The organism is Panacagrimonas perspica, from assembly GCF_004364935.1.
Classification (GTDB): domain Bacteria; phylum Pseudomonadota; class Gammaproteobacteria; order Nevskiales; family Nevskiaceae; genus Panacagrimonas; species Panacagrimonas perspica.
Genome location: NZ_SOBT01000009.1, coordinates 393,416 through 406,421, shown reverse-complemented (window position 1 = coordinate 406,421; position 13,006 = coordinate 393,416). Strand labels below are relative to the sequence as shown.

Annotated in this window: 10 protein-coding genes; 7 read left to right on the top strand and 3 right to left on the bottom strand. The window is 63.5% G+C overall.

The window, feature by feature from the left end:
• Window positions 1-10: 10 nt before the first annotated feature.
• Genes DFR24_RS13375 through DFR24_RS13365 form a run of 3 tightly spaced genes read right to left on the bottom strand, consistent with a single transcriptional unit; the run spans window position 11 to window position 3,892 of the window.
• Window positions 11-886, bottom strand: coding sequence for a sugar phosphate isomerase/epimerase family protein (locus DFR24_RS13375; protein WP_133881901.1), 876 nt, complete (start codon window positions 884-886; stop codon window positions 11-13).
• Window positions 883-2,679 carry a thiamine pyrophosphate-binding protein gene (locus DFR24_RS13370; protein ID WP_133881900.1) on the bottom strand — a complete coding sequence of 599 codons (1,797 nt, stop codon included), beginning with the start codon at window positions 2,677-2,679 and terminating at the stop codon, window positions 883-885. Before DFR24_RS13370 ends, DFR24_RS13375 begins: the two co-directional genes overlap by 4 nt.
• Before the next feature lie 22 nt (window positions 2,680-2,701).
• Complete coding sequence (locus DFR24_RS13365; protein WP_133881899.1) at window positions 2,702-3,892, bottom strand: FkbM family methyltransferase; 1,191 nt, start codon at window positions 3,890-3,892, stop codon at window positions 2,702-2,704.
• 226 nt (window positions 3,893-4,118) lie between these two features.
• On the opposite strand from DFR24_RS13365, the gene DFR24_RS13360 reads away from it, so the two are divergent.
• The 7 genes from DFR24_RS13360 to tfpZ all read left to right on the top strand — a co-directional run bounded on the left by DFR24_RS13360 (window position 4,119) and on the right by tfpZ (window position 12,985).
• Entirely contained in the window at window positions 4,119-5,141 is a 1,023-nt protein-coding gene (locus DFR24_RS13360; protein WP_133881898.1) for a glycosyltransferase family 2 protein, read from the top strand.
• Between the two features lie 103 nt (window positions 5,142-5,244).
• The gene (locus tag DFR24_RS13355) at window positions 5,245-6,468 is read left to right on the top strand and encodes a class I SAM-dependent methyltransferase (RefSeq protein ID WP_133881897.1); all 1,224 of its coding nucleotides are present in this window, start codon (window positions 5,245-5,247) and stop codon (window positions 6,466-6,468) included.
• 19 nt (window positions 6,469-6,487) lie between these two features.
• Entirely contained in the window at window positions 6,488-8,782 is a 2,295-nt protein-coding gene (locus DFR24_RS13350) for a GtrA domain-containing protein (protein ID WP_133881896.1), read from the top strand.
• Window positions 8,779-9,549, top strand: a complete 771-nt coding sequence (gene rfbF / locus DFR24_RS13345; RefSeq protein WP_133881895.1) for a glucose-1-phosphate cytidylyltransferase — start codon at window positions 8,779-8,781, stop codon at window positions 9,547-9,549. The genes DFR24_RS13350 and rfbF overlap by 4 nt, the downstream gene beginning before the upstream one ends.
• 6 nt (window positions 9,550-9,555) lie before the next feature.
• On the top strand, window positions 9,556-10,644 hold the full coding sequence (rfbG, locus tag DFR24_RS13340) for a CDP-glucose 4,6-dehydratase (RefSeq protein ID WP_133881894.1): 1,089 nt from the start codon (window positions 9,556-9,558) through the stop codon (window positions 10,642-10,644).
• Entirely contained in the window at window positions 10,641-12,002 is a 1,362-nt protein-coding gene (rfbH, locus tag DFR24_RS13335) for a lipopolysaccharide biosynthesis protein RfbH (protein ID WP_133881893.1), read from the top strand. Before rfbG ends, rfbH begins: the two co-directional genes overlap by 4 nt.
• 122 nt (window positions 12,003-12,124) lie before the next feature.
• The gene (gene tfpZ, locus DFR24_RS13330; RefSeq protein ID WP_133881892.1) at window positions 12,125-12,985 is read left to right on the top strand and encodes a TfpX/TfpZ family type IV pilin accessory protein; all 861 of its coding nucleotides are present in this window, start codon (window positions 12,125-12,127) and stop codon (window positions 12,983-12,985) included.
• Window positions 12,986-13,006 lie beyond the last annotated feature (21 nt).

Below are 13,006 nucleotides of genomic sequence, written 5' to 3'. Positions count from 1 at the left end.
TCTCCAGGCCTTACTTAAGGGTTGCGTCGCCGCGTAGCCAACCGCAGGCGGTGGCGGAGGCCTCACGCAGCCAGTCGACCTCGTTTCCGGACGCCCCGCGCGCCACCTGCATCACGAAGTCACCGCGATAGTCGACGTCGAGCAGACATTGCCGCAGCTCCGTGAAATTCACATTGCCGGAGCCGAGTGGGACGGTCCCACCACCGAGCGCCCGGTCCTTGATATGGAAGCTGCCTATCCGGGACCCGTAGGCAGCGAACTCGTCCTGCGGCCGATATCCGAGCGACCCGCTGTTGCCCGAGTCGTAATTCACTTTCACCAGCGGGTGCGGAACGTTGTCCAGGAGCGCGCGGAAACGGAGTGGGTCCAGATCAGTCTCGAGGTGCAACTCCACGCCGGCAGCTTCGGCCTGCGGCAGTGCGCCACGCAGGCACTCCAGCACGACGGAGGCATCGGCCGCGTCCGCGATCCTCGATGCATCGACGAACGGCAGGACGATCCGCCCGATTCCCATCTCGGGGCAGATGGAAATGAGCCACGCGAGGTTCTCCCGTCGTTGCAAGCATTCCTCGCGGCTGACGCGCACGAAGGGACGATCCATGAAGTAGTCGGCGCAGATCGACACCACACTCACGCCCGACGCCGTTAGCTGCTGGCGAAGGTCAGCGCGGCCCTCTGCCGTTTCAAGAGGATTGGCGCCACTCCCGTACAGGTCGTAGATCCACTCGATCCCTCTCAACGGAACTTGCGGAGCGCGCTCGATCTCGGTTCGCCAATGATTGCGCGGGAAAGACTGGAAGCGTCCATTTTCGGGTGCCGACAATCGACCCTGCATCGTGTACAGGCCTGCGTCCGCGTAGGCTTTCAGAAATGCGTCCGCCGTCATGGTTCGAGCAAGGGAATGAGCATGTTGGCCCGCAATTCCTCGCGATCGAGAAAGGGGAAGAGATCTTCCAGCGGACTCGACACCATGCTGCCGTCACTCCTGATTCTGGAGGTGACGCGCGGGCCGATGTTCTGTTCCGGTTGGACGATCACCTCGCAGATCGCGGGTCCGTCAATGGCAAGCACCTCGCAAATTGAGCTCCGTAGCGCGGACGGGTCCTGGACACGAGCAAAAGGAATCTGAAACGCTGCAGCGAGCTTGCCGATGTCAGGGAGCGTCAGTCCCGAGCTTGGATCGCAGCCGATTGTTTCCTTGAAGTAGCCACCCTGCGATGCCCGAATCGAGGCATAGCCGTTATTGTTCAGCACGAAATACTTGATGGGTAGCTGCAGTCGACGAACGACTTCCAGTTCCTGGATGTTCATGACGAATCCGCCGTCACCGTCGACGGAAATGGTTCGTTGCCGCCCGCTACCCAGGCAACCCCCGATCGATGCGGGCAGCCCGTAGCCCATGGACCCCAAGCCGCCGGTCGCGACCGCCCGCTGGCCTTTCTTGAGTTTGACCGACAGCCAGAACGTGTCGAGGGCGGCACCGGAGCTACCAGGAATGATCTGATCGTTTTCGGCCAGTTCCTCGCATAGCGTTTCCGTGAACACGTAGGTGTTCACGAAGTCGGTTTGGTCGCGATATTCCTGCAGTACGACCGGGTATTTTTCTTTCCAGCCGCTGCATCTCTCGATCCAGTCGGTACGGGACGGCTGCGGCTCTGTTCCCAACTCCGCCAACAGATCCTGGATGAACCGCTTTGCGTCCGACACGAACGCGAGGTCGGGCAAGTCGCCCAGCTTCTGGATCTCGGCAGCGTCGATGTCGACCACGACGATCCGGGCGTCGCGGGCGAACTGGGTCCGATCGAAGCCCGTGATCGAGAAATCCATGCGGCTACCGATGGCCAGCACCAGATCCGAGTTCTGGACCGTGAAGTTGGCGCCACGCGAGGCAACGGTACCGGGCCGCCCGAAGAACAGCGGGTGCGAATACTCCAACAGGTCCGCAGCGATCCAGGTGGTCAATGTCGGGATCTGAAGACGCTGGATCAGATCGCGCAGGTCGGCCTCGGCGCCGGCGCAATGCACGCCGTTGCCCGCCAACAATACTGGCCGCCGGGCCTGCCGGATCCATTGCGCCAGCTCTGCCACGAAAGCTGCCGGCTCCTGCGCTTTCGGCGTCTGCGTCTCCGCGGGATCGAAGCCGACCAGTGCCTCCGGATCGATCGTCGTTGCCTGCACATCGAGCGGGATGTCGATCCACACCGGCCCGCGTCGCCCCTCCCGCATCAGGTGGAACGCTTTTTCCAGTTCGTAGCGGACACGCGCAGGTTCGGTGAGGCAGACGGCGTACTTCGTCAACGATCTCACCACCGTGACGATGTCGAGTTCCTGGGTTCCTAGCTGCCGAAGGCCACTGTCCCGCTTGAGGTCTGCGCGTTTGACCTGCCCGGAGATGATCACGACCGGTGTGGACTCGAACCAGGCGCCCGCGAGTCCCGTCATCGCGTTCGTCGCGCCGGGGCCCGAAGTGACAAGACACACGCCGAACTTTCCGGACGTGCGGGCGTAACCTTCCGCCGCGATCGCTGCACCTTGCTCATGGAGCATGCTGACGGCGGTGAGAGACTGCTGCCGGAGCAGTCCATTGTTCAAATGCATGGCTCCTCCTCCAGGCAGGAAGAACACATGCCCGATCTCTTGGCGGGCGATGAATGCGAATACGTAGTCGGCGACGCGCATGGCGATTCGAGGTGAGAGAAGGTCAGGCGGGCAGGCGGTTAGGGGGTACGGCATAGAGCACCAGATCCCAACCATCGGCCAGGTGCGGGCAAAATCGGTAGCGATACTGCGGATAGTACGAGTGCAGCTGCAGCAAGATTTCCCAAAGATGCGCTTGCAGGTGATAGACGCAGACTGCGACGACCGGCTGCGTGCGAGAGATGGTCTCGTGAGCGCCTGCCAGGCACTGCGGCTCGAACCCTTCGATGTCGATCTTGATCAGCGTCGGTGGGGCGGCGGTCTGCGCGAAGGCGTCGATAGTCGTCATCGCGACGGTTTCCGTACCGCTGCCGACTCTCGACGCAGGGCCGCTCTGTGTCTCGACCTGGATCTCGCCGATTCCGTCACCGAGGGCAAGCTGGTGCGTCTGGATCCGTTGTTCCCGATCGCCTAGCGAGGCCACGTACTGCTCCAGCCGTCGAAAATTGTCTGGAGAAGGTTCGAAAGAATGGACTTGCGAGAAACGCTCTCCACGGGCGCTGCGAAGGAAGCACTCCACCGAGTCACCGGTATAGGCGCCTATGTCGTAAAGCACCTCGGATTCCGACAGGCCGAAGAATTTCGGGCCGAAATAGATTTCCTCCTTCGACGGTCGCGGCAGAAGGTCGTAGTCCAGGAACAGGCGCCACTCGACGTGATCCACGAACAATCGCCGTGACTCGTCGTCGTCTAGGCAGGCGAACGCCGCGCGAATCTGGGGCGCGTCCAGGATGACTTTTGAGGGGCGGTCCAGACTGTAATGAGGCAGGAATGCTTCCGGGAATTTCCAAGCCAGGTGCCCGAACAACGCGATGTGGGAAAAGCCGAGGGTGCGCAGTGGCCCGATCCGGTCGGACATCTTGTCGGTGGCCTCACCGCACCAGATCGTCGTGATCACACCCACCTGGGACGGATCGAATCTCTTCGCCGCCTCTGAAGGTTGGAGGATCGGAACGCCGAGCAGTTCTGTACCCCACAGAGCCGGATTGTTGTCCATAAAAGCCGCCGGCTCTTTCCCAATGCGGCGCAGCGTCTTCAGTACCTTGCGCCCCAGATTTCCGGCGCCGAACAGGACGAAGGGCCTGTCGAGACCTCCGATTTCACGCTCCAGGCTGTCCCGTTCGCGTTCCAGAACGGCGTCCATGCTCTCCGACAGGAGGCGTTCGAGTCGAAGTCCGCAGTCGTCGGTTTTCAAGAAATGCTCGCCAAGTTGGGTCCGGGAATACCTGCCGCGGTGACGAGCGTAGCGGTATAGCCGCTGCGCGTCTTGACCGTATCATGGCCTCGGCGATGGACCATTCGGGTTGGTCGCGCCCGAACTGCCAGAACCCGCGTGAACCTCGCCGAATGCGACCCATCCAAAAATCCACCTGCGGTAAGCCTCCCCCCCGCTCCGGGAGAATCGAAGCCGGGTGGAGCCAATGACGCGACTGGTCAGTATCGTCTCCGGCTGCTTCAACGAAGAACAAAACGTCGAACTGCTCTACGAGCGAGTGGGCGCGGTCATGGCTAGCGAAGCTGGGTACGACTTCGAGCTGATCCTGATCGACAACGGTTCTACTGACAGCACCGCTGCAAAGATCATGGTGCTGTGCGCCCGAGATCCGCGAGTGAAGCTGATCGTGAACGCGCGCAACTTCGGCCCGGTCCGGTCGCCCTACCACGCGCTGATGCAGGCCCGCGGCGATGCTGCCATCTGCCTCGCCAGTGACCTCGAGGATCCTCCGGAGCTGATCCCGCAACTGCTGCGCGAGTGGGAAAAGGGGAGTGCGGTAGTGGCCGCGGTCTACGATCGGGCGCCCGACGGATGGCTCATGCGGCGGTGCCGCCAGCTCTATTACCTCATCCTGGAGATGGTGTCGGAGTCAGGTGCGGTACCGGGGTTTACGGGATTTGGCTTGTATGACCGTCGCGTGATTGAACTGATGCGCCGCGTCGGGGGACCCTATCCCTATGTGCGCGGATTGGTGTCGGAAATTGGGCTACCGATGGCCCGCGTCTCGTTTCAGAAGGAGCGACGCCGTTTTGGATTCTCCAAGCACACGGTCCTGTCGCTTTTCGAGGTCGCGCTACTCGGCCTGATCAGTTCCTCGCGCGCGCCGATCCGATTCGCGACACTCCTGGGCGCCGCCATGTCGGTCTTCGGTTTCATGGTTGCCGGTATCTATCTGTTGGCAAAACTTGCGTTCTGGAGTTCTTTCCCGCTGGGCCAGGCGCCGCTCCTGATTGGTATCTTCCTGTTCGGCTCGGTGCAGATCCTCATCGCCGGACTGATCGGGGAGTACGTGGCATCCCTGCATCAGAGGGCGCAGGACCATCCCCACGTGGTCGAGTTGTACCGCGTCAATTTCCCCGAGCAGGCGAGCGCGGATCCGGCGATCGGACCGTTACGTACGCCGAGCGCCTTGACCAAAGGACCAGACGCGCTTGCGGACGGCCCATGAGCAGCGACAAGACAACTCTTGACCGACTTGCTTTGCAGGAATTCTTTGTTGTGGTCATCACGCTGTGGTCCGACTGCCGCAGGCAGTTTCGCGCAGGAGAGCGATGAGCAAGATTGACGAGTTCGGCGGCATTCGTATGTTCGTGCGCGCGTGCCCGGGCTGCGGCGGGCCACGTGGGCACCGCTTGTTTGAGCAGCACTTTGCCCGCATCGAAGGCGTCAGCATCATGGACGGCTATGACGTCGTGACCTGTGGCGTCTGCGGCGTTTGTTTCGCAGACAAGATCCCCGAGCAGGCAGATTTTGATCGTTACTATCGCGATGGCTCGAAATACGAGGGGACCGGCAAAAGCGCGGAATTACCGCGCGCCACGCTGAGACGCTTCGAACAGGAAGTGTCGGATATCGAGCGCTATCTGCCTACGCGATCGCTCCGCGTCCTCGAGGTCGGCTGCGCCACGGGCGCGATGCTCGGCATGTTGAGAGACCGCGGCTATTCCAATGTCGTCGGCCTGGATCCGAGCCCGGGGTGTGCTGCTGCGGCCTGGGAGAATTACCGCGTCAAGGTTCGCGTTGGTGACTTGTCCGATGCCCGGCTGATTCCGGACGGGGAAACGGGCTACGACATGATCATCCTGATCGCCGTGCTGGAGCACGTTCGGGATATCGCAGCGGTCTTGCGCACGCTCCGCGCCGCTTTGTCGCCCGGCGGCCTCCTCTATATCGAGATACCGAACGCGGGAGGCTGGGTACGAAACGTCGACGCGCCGTTCCAGGAGTTCAGCGTCGAGCACATCAATTACCTGTCGGCGAATTCCCTGGCCGCGCTGGCGCGCTGCAACGGCTTCGAAGTCGTCGATCTGCTGGAACGCGATCGCGCGCACAACGATGAAGTCACGGCGCCCGTTGCGGCGAGCGTCCTGAAGGCGTCTGAGAAGGTCGAACCGATCGTTCCCGAACACGCAACCGCGGCGACGATCACTGCGTACATCGAGACCTCGCACCGACGCGAACGCGCAATCCGCGACTTCGTTGCCGAACTCGCGCGACGTGCCGAACCGCTGATCGTCTGGGGTTGCGGCACGCTCACGCTGCGCCTGCTAGCCACCAGCGAACTGGGCCGCGTGCCCATCGCGGCGTTCGTCGACGGAAACTCCCGCTACTGGGGAAAGACCATCAACGGGATTCGCATCCTTGCCCCAGAGGAGGTTTCCGGGCGTTCGGAAAGCATCCTGGTTTCCAGCATCGGTCACCAGGCGGACATCGCCCGGCACATTCGCGATCAGCTGTCCTACCCGCATCCGGTGCTGACTTATCCCGCGGTCTGAATCAACACTGAGTGCTTGAATGCTTGACGACGAAAAGCCGCGTTTCATCGTATGGACCGCGTCGATTGCGCTGACCGCGTGGCTGGCCTTCACGGGCTTGCTCCAGATCCTGCCGCCGAGCGTCAACCTCTGGGCGCTCTGCGCACTTTCCTATCTCTTGGCCACGACGCTGGCCTTCGTCGTTCAGCGTCGCTTCTGCCGGCAGACAGCGCCTGATTCAGGTCTTCGCCAATTCGCGAAGTTCCAGCTGGATCGCCTGATTCCGCTCGGCGTCGCTGCGCTGATGGTCAACGCGCTCAGCGCGCAGGGAATGGATTTGCGATGGGCCCAGGCCTTGGCGGTAGGACTCGTCGCTCTTTGTGAGGTTGTGCTGCACAAGCCCGCGACGGTCTTCTCGGCGGGAGCAGTCCCGGTTGTTGCCGAGACTTCCCTGCGTCGCTCGGCGCCCGGGCTCAAGGTGCTGCTTATCACTCTGGGGCTATCGCTCGTTCTGTTCGAGCTGATCTGGGGACGCTTCTACTCCGGCTCCACCTCCATCGGGCATGACTTCTCGCTGACCGGTATCGGCCTGCTCGAAGGCAAGTACTGGCTCATGAGCAACGGCGTGATCGGGGGCCTCTTCAATCCGCCATGGTTCACGCCAGCCTGGTGCGCAGGCTCGGCTCTCTACGCCGATCCGCAAGCCGCCTTCTATTCTCCGCTCCAGTGGCTCACCTACGGGGTGAATCCGTTTCTGGCGACTCACCTGGATGCGCTGCTCATCGCAGGCGTCGGATTCGTCGGCAGCTACGTGCTGGCGCGTCGAGTCTTCGGGTGGACGATTCTGGGAGCCGCTCTTTTCGCGGTGATCGGAATCGTCAACAACTTCCTGCCCCTGAGATCGGCAGTGGGAGAGGCGGGCTATCAGCCGTGGCCGCTGTGGCCGTGGCTCGTGCTGGCGCTTTGCTGGCCCGCGTCCCGCAAGCTGAGCGCCCAGGTATGGCCTGCGATCGGCGTCACCGTGTTCCTGACGGCCTGGCTGCAATTCGGCTTCGGCGGCATGCTGGTTCCGGGCGTCCTGGCTGCGTTGCTGCTGTGTTGCGTGCTGGTTCTCCGGGCCCGCGCCCATTTCTGGACGATTGCCGGTCGCCTCGTGTCGGGAGGTGTGGCGGCGCTGGTCCTCAACAGCTCGAAGATTTACGAGTCGCTGAGCCTGATGCGTCAGTTCCCTCGCGACTTCTACGAACTGCCGGGCTTCGCATCGCTGCGGGACGTGTTGACCAGCATCGCCTTGTCCCTGTTTGCCCCGTCGGAATGGGTCTATCGGTTCTCTGCCAAGGCCCTGACCGGAGTGCGCTATACGGCGCTCCCTCACGAGTGGGCCCTGGGCTTCGGCCTGGGGGCCCTGTTCGTCGGCGTCGTCGCGGGTGTCTGGATCTGGCTCCTGCGTAATCGCACGGTGCCTGCCGAAAAAAAGGGGAGCCCTTCGGCGCCGATGGACCTGGCGCGGCTCCTCTCAATGTTGGGGCTGGTGCTTCTTCTCGCGCTGCCGGTCCTGCTTCTTTGGGACAGCGGACCGGTTCGAGGACTGATCAAGGAAATCCCCATCCTCAACAGCGCAACCTGGCCGATGCGCTGGATCATCTTGTATCTGCCGCTGGTGCAATGGCTTCTGGCTTCACCCTTGCAGGCGCTGATCCTGCAGCGACCCGCGCAGGCGAATCTCATTGCCGCAGCGGCGTTCGTCCTGATCTGGTTCGGACCCGCCAAGGAGCCGTTGCAGTACTACTTCGACCCCGCCTTGCAGACCTATGACCCGCGTCCGGTGATGGAGGCCTATGCGGCCACGCTGGAAGGCCAACCGCCGATTGCCATCACCCACGTCGGCGGCGATCGGCGGGCGTTGGGCTACGGGTCCCGGAACGACACGATGATGTTGGGTATCTCCCAGGGCCTCTGCTACAACCCCCTCTACGGCTATCGCCTGGAGGCGTTTCCTCAAATCGAACGCATCCGGGACGGCGAAGCCCTCTCGACGGATGCGTCGGGGCAGAGCCTGTTGTTCAACCCGGCCTGCCTGGTCCATCCGCAGGAAAACGCCTGCGTTCCCGGTGACGGATTTCGCATGCAGGATATCCAGCAGAAAGCGCAGGCCGAACGCTTCCTGGCGCGCAGACCCTACGACTGGAAACGGCCTGCGTTGGGCCACTTCTTTTCGGTTCTTTCGCAGGCGACCTTCTGGCTGCTGTTTGCGATGATTTCGCTGCGGCTGTGGAAGGGGCTTCTGAAGTTCGCAGGTCCGCGCGCGAATTCCGCCGAGGAGAAGACGGCATGAAAGTGGTGATCCTGGCCGGGGGCAAAGGCTCTCGTATCTCGGAGGAGTCGGTCGCCCGTCCCAAGCCGATGATCGAGATCGGCGGCAAGCCGATCCTGTGGCACATCATGAAGCTCTACTCGCAGCACGGCCTTCACGACTTCGTGGTGTGCCTGGGCTACAAGGGCTACATGATCAAGGAGTACTTCTCCAACTACTTCCTGCATACCTCGGACGTCACTTTCGACCTGGCGCAGAACCGCATGGAAGTGCACCAGCGCAACGCCGAGCCGTGGCGGGTGACGCTGGTCGATACGGGGGAGGAAACGCAGACCGGCGGCCGCATGCGGCGCGTGCGCCGCTTCCTCGGCGATGAGGACTTCTGCATGACCTACGGTGACGGCGTCGGAGACGTCGACATCACGGCCCTGCTGCGCTTCCATCGCGAGCGCGGAAAGCTGGCCACGCTCACCGCCACGCAGCCGCCCGGACGATTCGGCGCGCTGCGCATCGAGGACGGCAGCGTGTCGTCGTTCCAGGAAAAGCCGCAGGGCGACAATGCCTGGATCAACGGCGGTTTCTTCGTTCTCTCGCCGAAGGTGCTCGACTACATTGCGGCCGACGACGTGCTGTGGGAGAAGGAGCCGATGGAACAGCTCGCCCACGAGAATCAGCTTTCGGCCTTCCTGCACGCCGGCTTCTGGCAGCCGATGGACACGCTGCGCGACAAGAACCAGCTCGAAGCGCTGTGGGCCACCGGCAAGGCGCCCTGGCAGATCTGGACCTGACGCGACGTGAGCGAGGATCCGTTCTGGAGCGGCAAGCGCGTCCTCGTCACCGGTCACACGGGATTCAAGGGCGGCTGGCTGAGCCTCTGGCTGCAGGAGCTGGGAAGCCGGGTGACGGGTTTTTCGCTGCCCGCACCGCCGACGGAACCCAACCTGTTCACGGTGGCGAACGTGGGCGCCTCGATGCACTCGATACCCGGCGACATCCGGGACGCTGCCGCGCTCCGCGACGCTGTCGCGCAGGCCCGGCCCGAGATCGTGTTCCATCTCGCGGCGCAGCCGCTGGTCCGTCGTTCCTACGCCGAGCCGGTGGAGACCTACTCGACCAACGTGCTGGGCACGGTCCAGGTGCTGGATGCCTTGCGCGCCGCGCCGGGATTGCGCGCGATCGTCGTGGTCACCACCGACAAGTGCTACGAGAACAACGATCGCCCGCAGGCCTTTCGCGAGGACGATCGGCTGGGCGGGCACGACCCCTACAGCAGCAGCAAGGCCTGCGCGGAACTCGTGGCGCAGTCGTTTCGGGATTCGTACTTTCCGGTTTCGCGCCACGCGGAACATGGCGTGGGGCTCGCCACTGCTCGCGCCGGCAACGTGATCGGTGGTGGTGACTGGGCGGATGACCGGCTCATCCCGGACGCGCTGCGGGCCGTGGATCGCGGTGTCACGCTTTCTCTGCGCAACCCCCGGGCAACGCGACCCTGGCAGCACGTGCTCGAACCGGTCTGCGGCTACCTGACGCTGGCCAAGGCGCTCTGGGAGCACGGCCCGTCGAAAGCCCAGGCCTGGAACTTCGGTCCATTCGCCGAAGACGCCCGCGACGTGGGCTGGATCGTTCGCGAATTCCAGACGCAATCCGGACTGCCGCTGAGCTGGAACGTCGCGGAAGGTCCTCACCCGCACGAAGCGCAGTGGCTGGAACTGGATTGGTCCAAGGCGGAACGGGAACTCGGCTGGCGTCCGCGCTGGCGCGTCCACCACGCCCTGCACCAGACGGCCACGTGGCACCAGGCGCACGCCGCCGGCCAGCAGATGCGAGCTTTCACCGTCGCGCAGATCCGCGAATACGCTGCATCCTCCTTGATCGCTCCATGACCGCTTCCACGCCCGACCCCGCTGATTCCGAATCGCTGAGAGCCGAAATCCTGCGGCTGGTCGCCCTCTTCGCGGAGAAGGCCACGGCGACGCAGCCGTTCGTTCCGGGCGAGAGCACGGTTCCGGTGTCGGGGAAGGTGCTGGGCGTCGCGGAGTTCCAGCACCTGGTCGAAGCCTCGCTCGATGGCTGGCTGACCACGGGGCGCTTCAACCAGCAGTTCGAACGCACGCTCAAGCGCTATCTCGACGTGCGCCATGCGTTGACCGCCAACTCGGGTTCCTCGGCGAACCTGCTGGCGCTGTCGGCGCTCACCTCGCCGCGGCTCGGGTCGCGCGCGCTGGTGCCGGGGGACGAGGTGATCGGTGTCGCGGCGGGCTTTCCCACCACCATCAACCCGATCCTGCAGAACGGCCTGGTGCCGGTGTTCCTGGATGTGCAGATCCCGACGTACAACATCGACACCACGCTGCTCGAGCAGGCCATCACGCCGCGCACGCGCGCGATCATGCTGGCGCACACGCTGGGCAATCCGTTCAACCTCGACGAGGTGATGCGGGTCGCCCACAAGCACAAGCTCTGGGTGGTCGAGGACTGTTGCGACGCACTGGGCTCGACCTACCGCGGCCGCCTGGTGGGCAGCTTCGGTGACGTCGGGACGCTGAGCTTCTACCCGGCCCACCACATCACGATGGGCGAGGGCGGCGCGGTGTTCACCAACTCGCCGCTGCTCAAGAAGCTGGTCGAGTCGTTCCGGGACTGGGGACGGGACTGCTACTGCGATCCGGGCGCCGACAACACCTGCGGCAAGCGCTTCGACTGGGAACTGGGGTCACTGCCGCACGGCTACGACCACAAGTACACCTACTCGCACCTGGGCTACAACATGAAGATCACGGACATGCAGGCGGCCGTCGGTCTGGCACAGCTGCAGCGTCTGCCCGATTTCATCCTTCGCCGCCGGCAGAACTTCCAGTACCTGCACCGGGTGCTCGAGCGGCTGGAGGAATTCCTGATCCTCCCCGAAGCCACGCCCGGCAGCGATCCATCGTGGTTCGGATTTCCGGTGACCTTGCGGCCGGAGTGCGGCTTCGATCGCGAAGCACTTCTGCGGCACCTGGACCGCAACAAGGTGGCGACGCGCCTGCTGTTCGCCGGCAATGTCACGCGACAGCCCTATTTCAAGGGCCGCCCGCATCGCATCGTGGGGGAGCTGAAGAACACGGACATCATCATGCGGCACACCTTCTGGCTGGGCGTGTACCCGGGGTTGACCGAGGCGATGCTGGATTACGTGGTGCAAACCATCGAAGCCTTTTTCAGGGCGCCGCGGAAGAAGAGTGTGGTCGCGCCCGCGTGAGGCTGGCGGTGCCCGCATGACATCGGCTGTGCGCCGGGGCATCTGCCGCGTTGGCCGCGGCCAACCTGTTTGATAGTGTCGGCACACATCAGCCGCGGTAGAGGTGGACGAGAAAGATGGGCTTGAAACGATGGCTGCCCGGGGTGGCGGGCCTGCGAGCCGGCGCGATTCACTTGTCGCTCAGCGTTGCGGTTGCGCTGACCGCCATGGCGGTGATCTTTCTCGTCTGGTACCCGGGAAAACTGGCCCAAGCACAAGGTGTGAGCTTCCTGGTGCTGATCATGATCGGCGTCGACGTCGTCATCGGGCCGCTGCTGACCACGCTGCTCTACAAGCCCGGCAAGTGGGGCATGCGTTTCGATCTGTTCGTCATCGCGCTGCTGCAGACCGTCGCGCTGCTGTACGGCATGAAGACGATCTACGGCGGACGTCCGGCCTACGTGGTCTTCAATGTCGACCGTTTCGACGTGGTGCCGGTCCAGGACGTATCCGCGGATTCGCTGGCCCGCGCCAAGCCCGCGTTCAAGACTTCGATGCTGCATCCACGCTGGGCCGCGGCTCGCATGCCGGAAGATCCCGAGACGCGCAGCGACATCCTGTTTTCCTCGCTCAGCGGCGGTGCCGACTTGCCGCAGCTGCCGGAATACTTCGTGCCCCTCGGAGACGAACGCGACGCGCTGCTGCAGAAGCTCCACCCGATCGAGGAGCTGCGCAAGATCAACGAACTGGACGATCCGGCGTGGAAGGCCGTGTGGGCCGGCTTCGACAGGCCGGAAACGGATCTGGGCTACCTGCCGATGCGGGGCAATGCACAGGACGGGGCCGTGATCCTGGACGCCCATAGTGGCGAGATCCTCGGTATCCGGATGCTCACGCCGAACTTCAAGTCGCCTCGCAAGGGCGACGTCGGTGACAAGAAGCCGCCCGAGGCGGCTCCTTCCGTCGAGCCGTCGGCAGATGACCCGGCCTCGGCACCGACCTAGGTACCCGGCCCCGGAATTCGT

Coding starts and splice junctions, on each gene's coding strand:
- DFR24_RS13370 (WP_133881900.1), bottom strand. CDS start 2,679: ATGCGCGTCGCCGACTACGTATTCGCATTCATCGCCCGCCAAGAGATC.
- DFR24_RS13375 (WP_133881901.1), bottom strand. CDS start 886: ATGACGGCGGACGCATTTCTGAAAGCCTACGCGGACGCAGGCCTGTAC.
- DFR24_RS13350 (WP_133881896.1), top strand. CDS start 6,488: ATGCTTGACGACGAAAAGCCGCGTTTCATCGTATGGACCGCGTCGATT.
- DFR24_RS13360 (WP_133881898.1), top strand. CDS start 4,119: ATGACGCGACTGGTCAGTATCGTCTCCGGCTGCTTCAACGAAGAACAA.
- rfbF (WP_133881895.1), top strand. CDS start 8,779: ATGAAAGTGGTGATCCTGGCCGGGGGCAAAGGCTCTCGTATCTCGGAG.
- rfbH (WP_133881893.1), top strand. CDS start 10,641: ATGACCGCTTCCACGCCCGACCCCGCTGATTCCGAATCGCTGAGAGCC.
- DFR24_RS13355 (WP_133881897.1), top strand. CDS start 5,245: ATGAGCAAGATTGACGAGTTCGGCGGCATTCGTATGTTCGTGCGCGCG.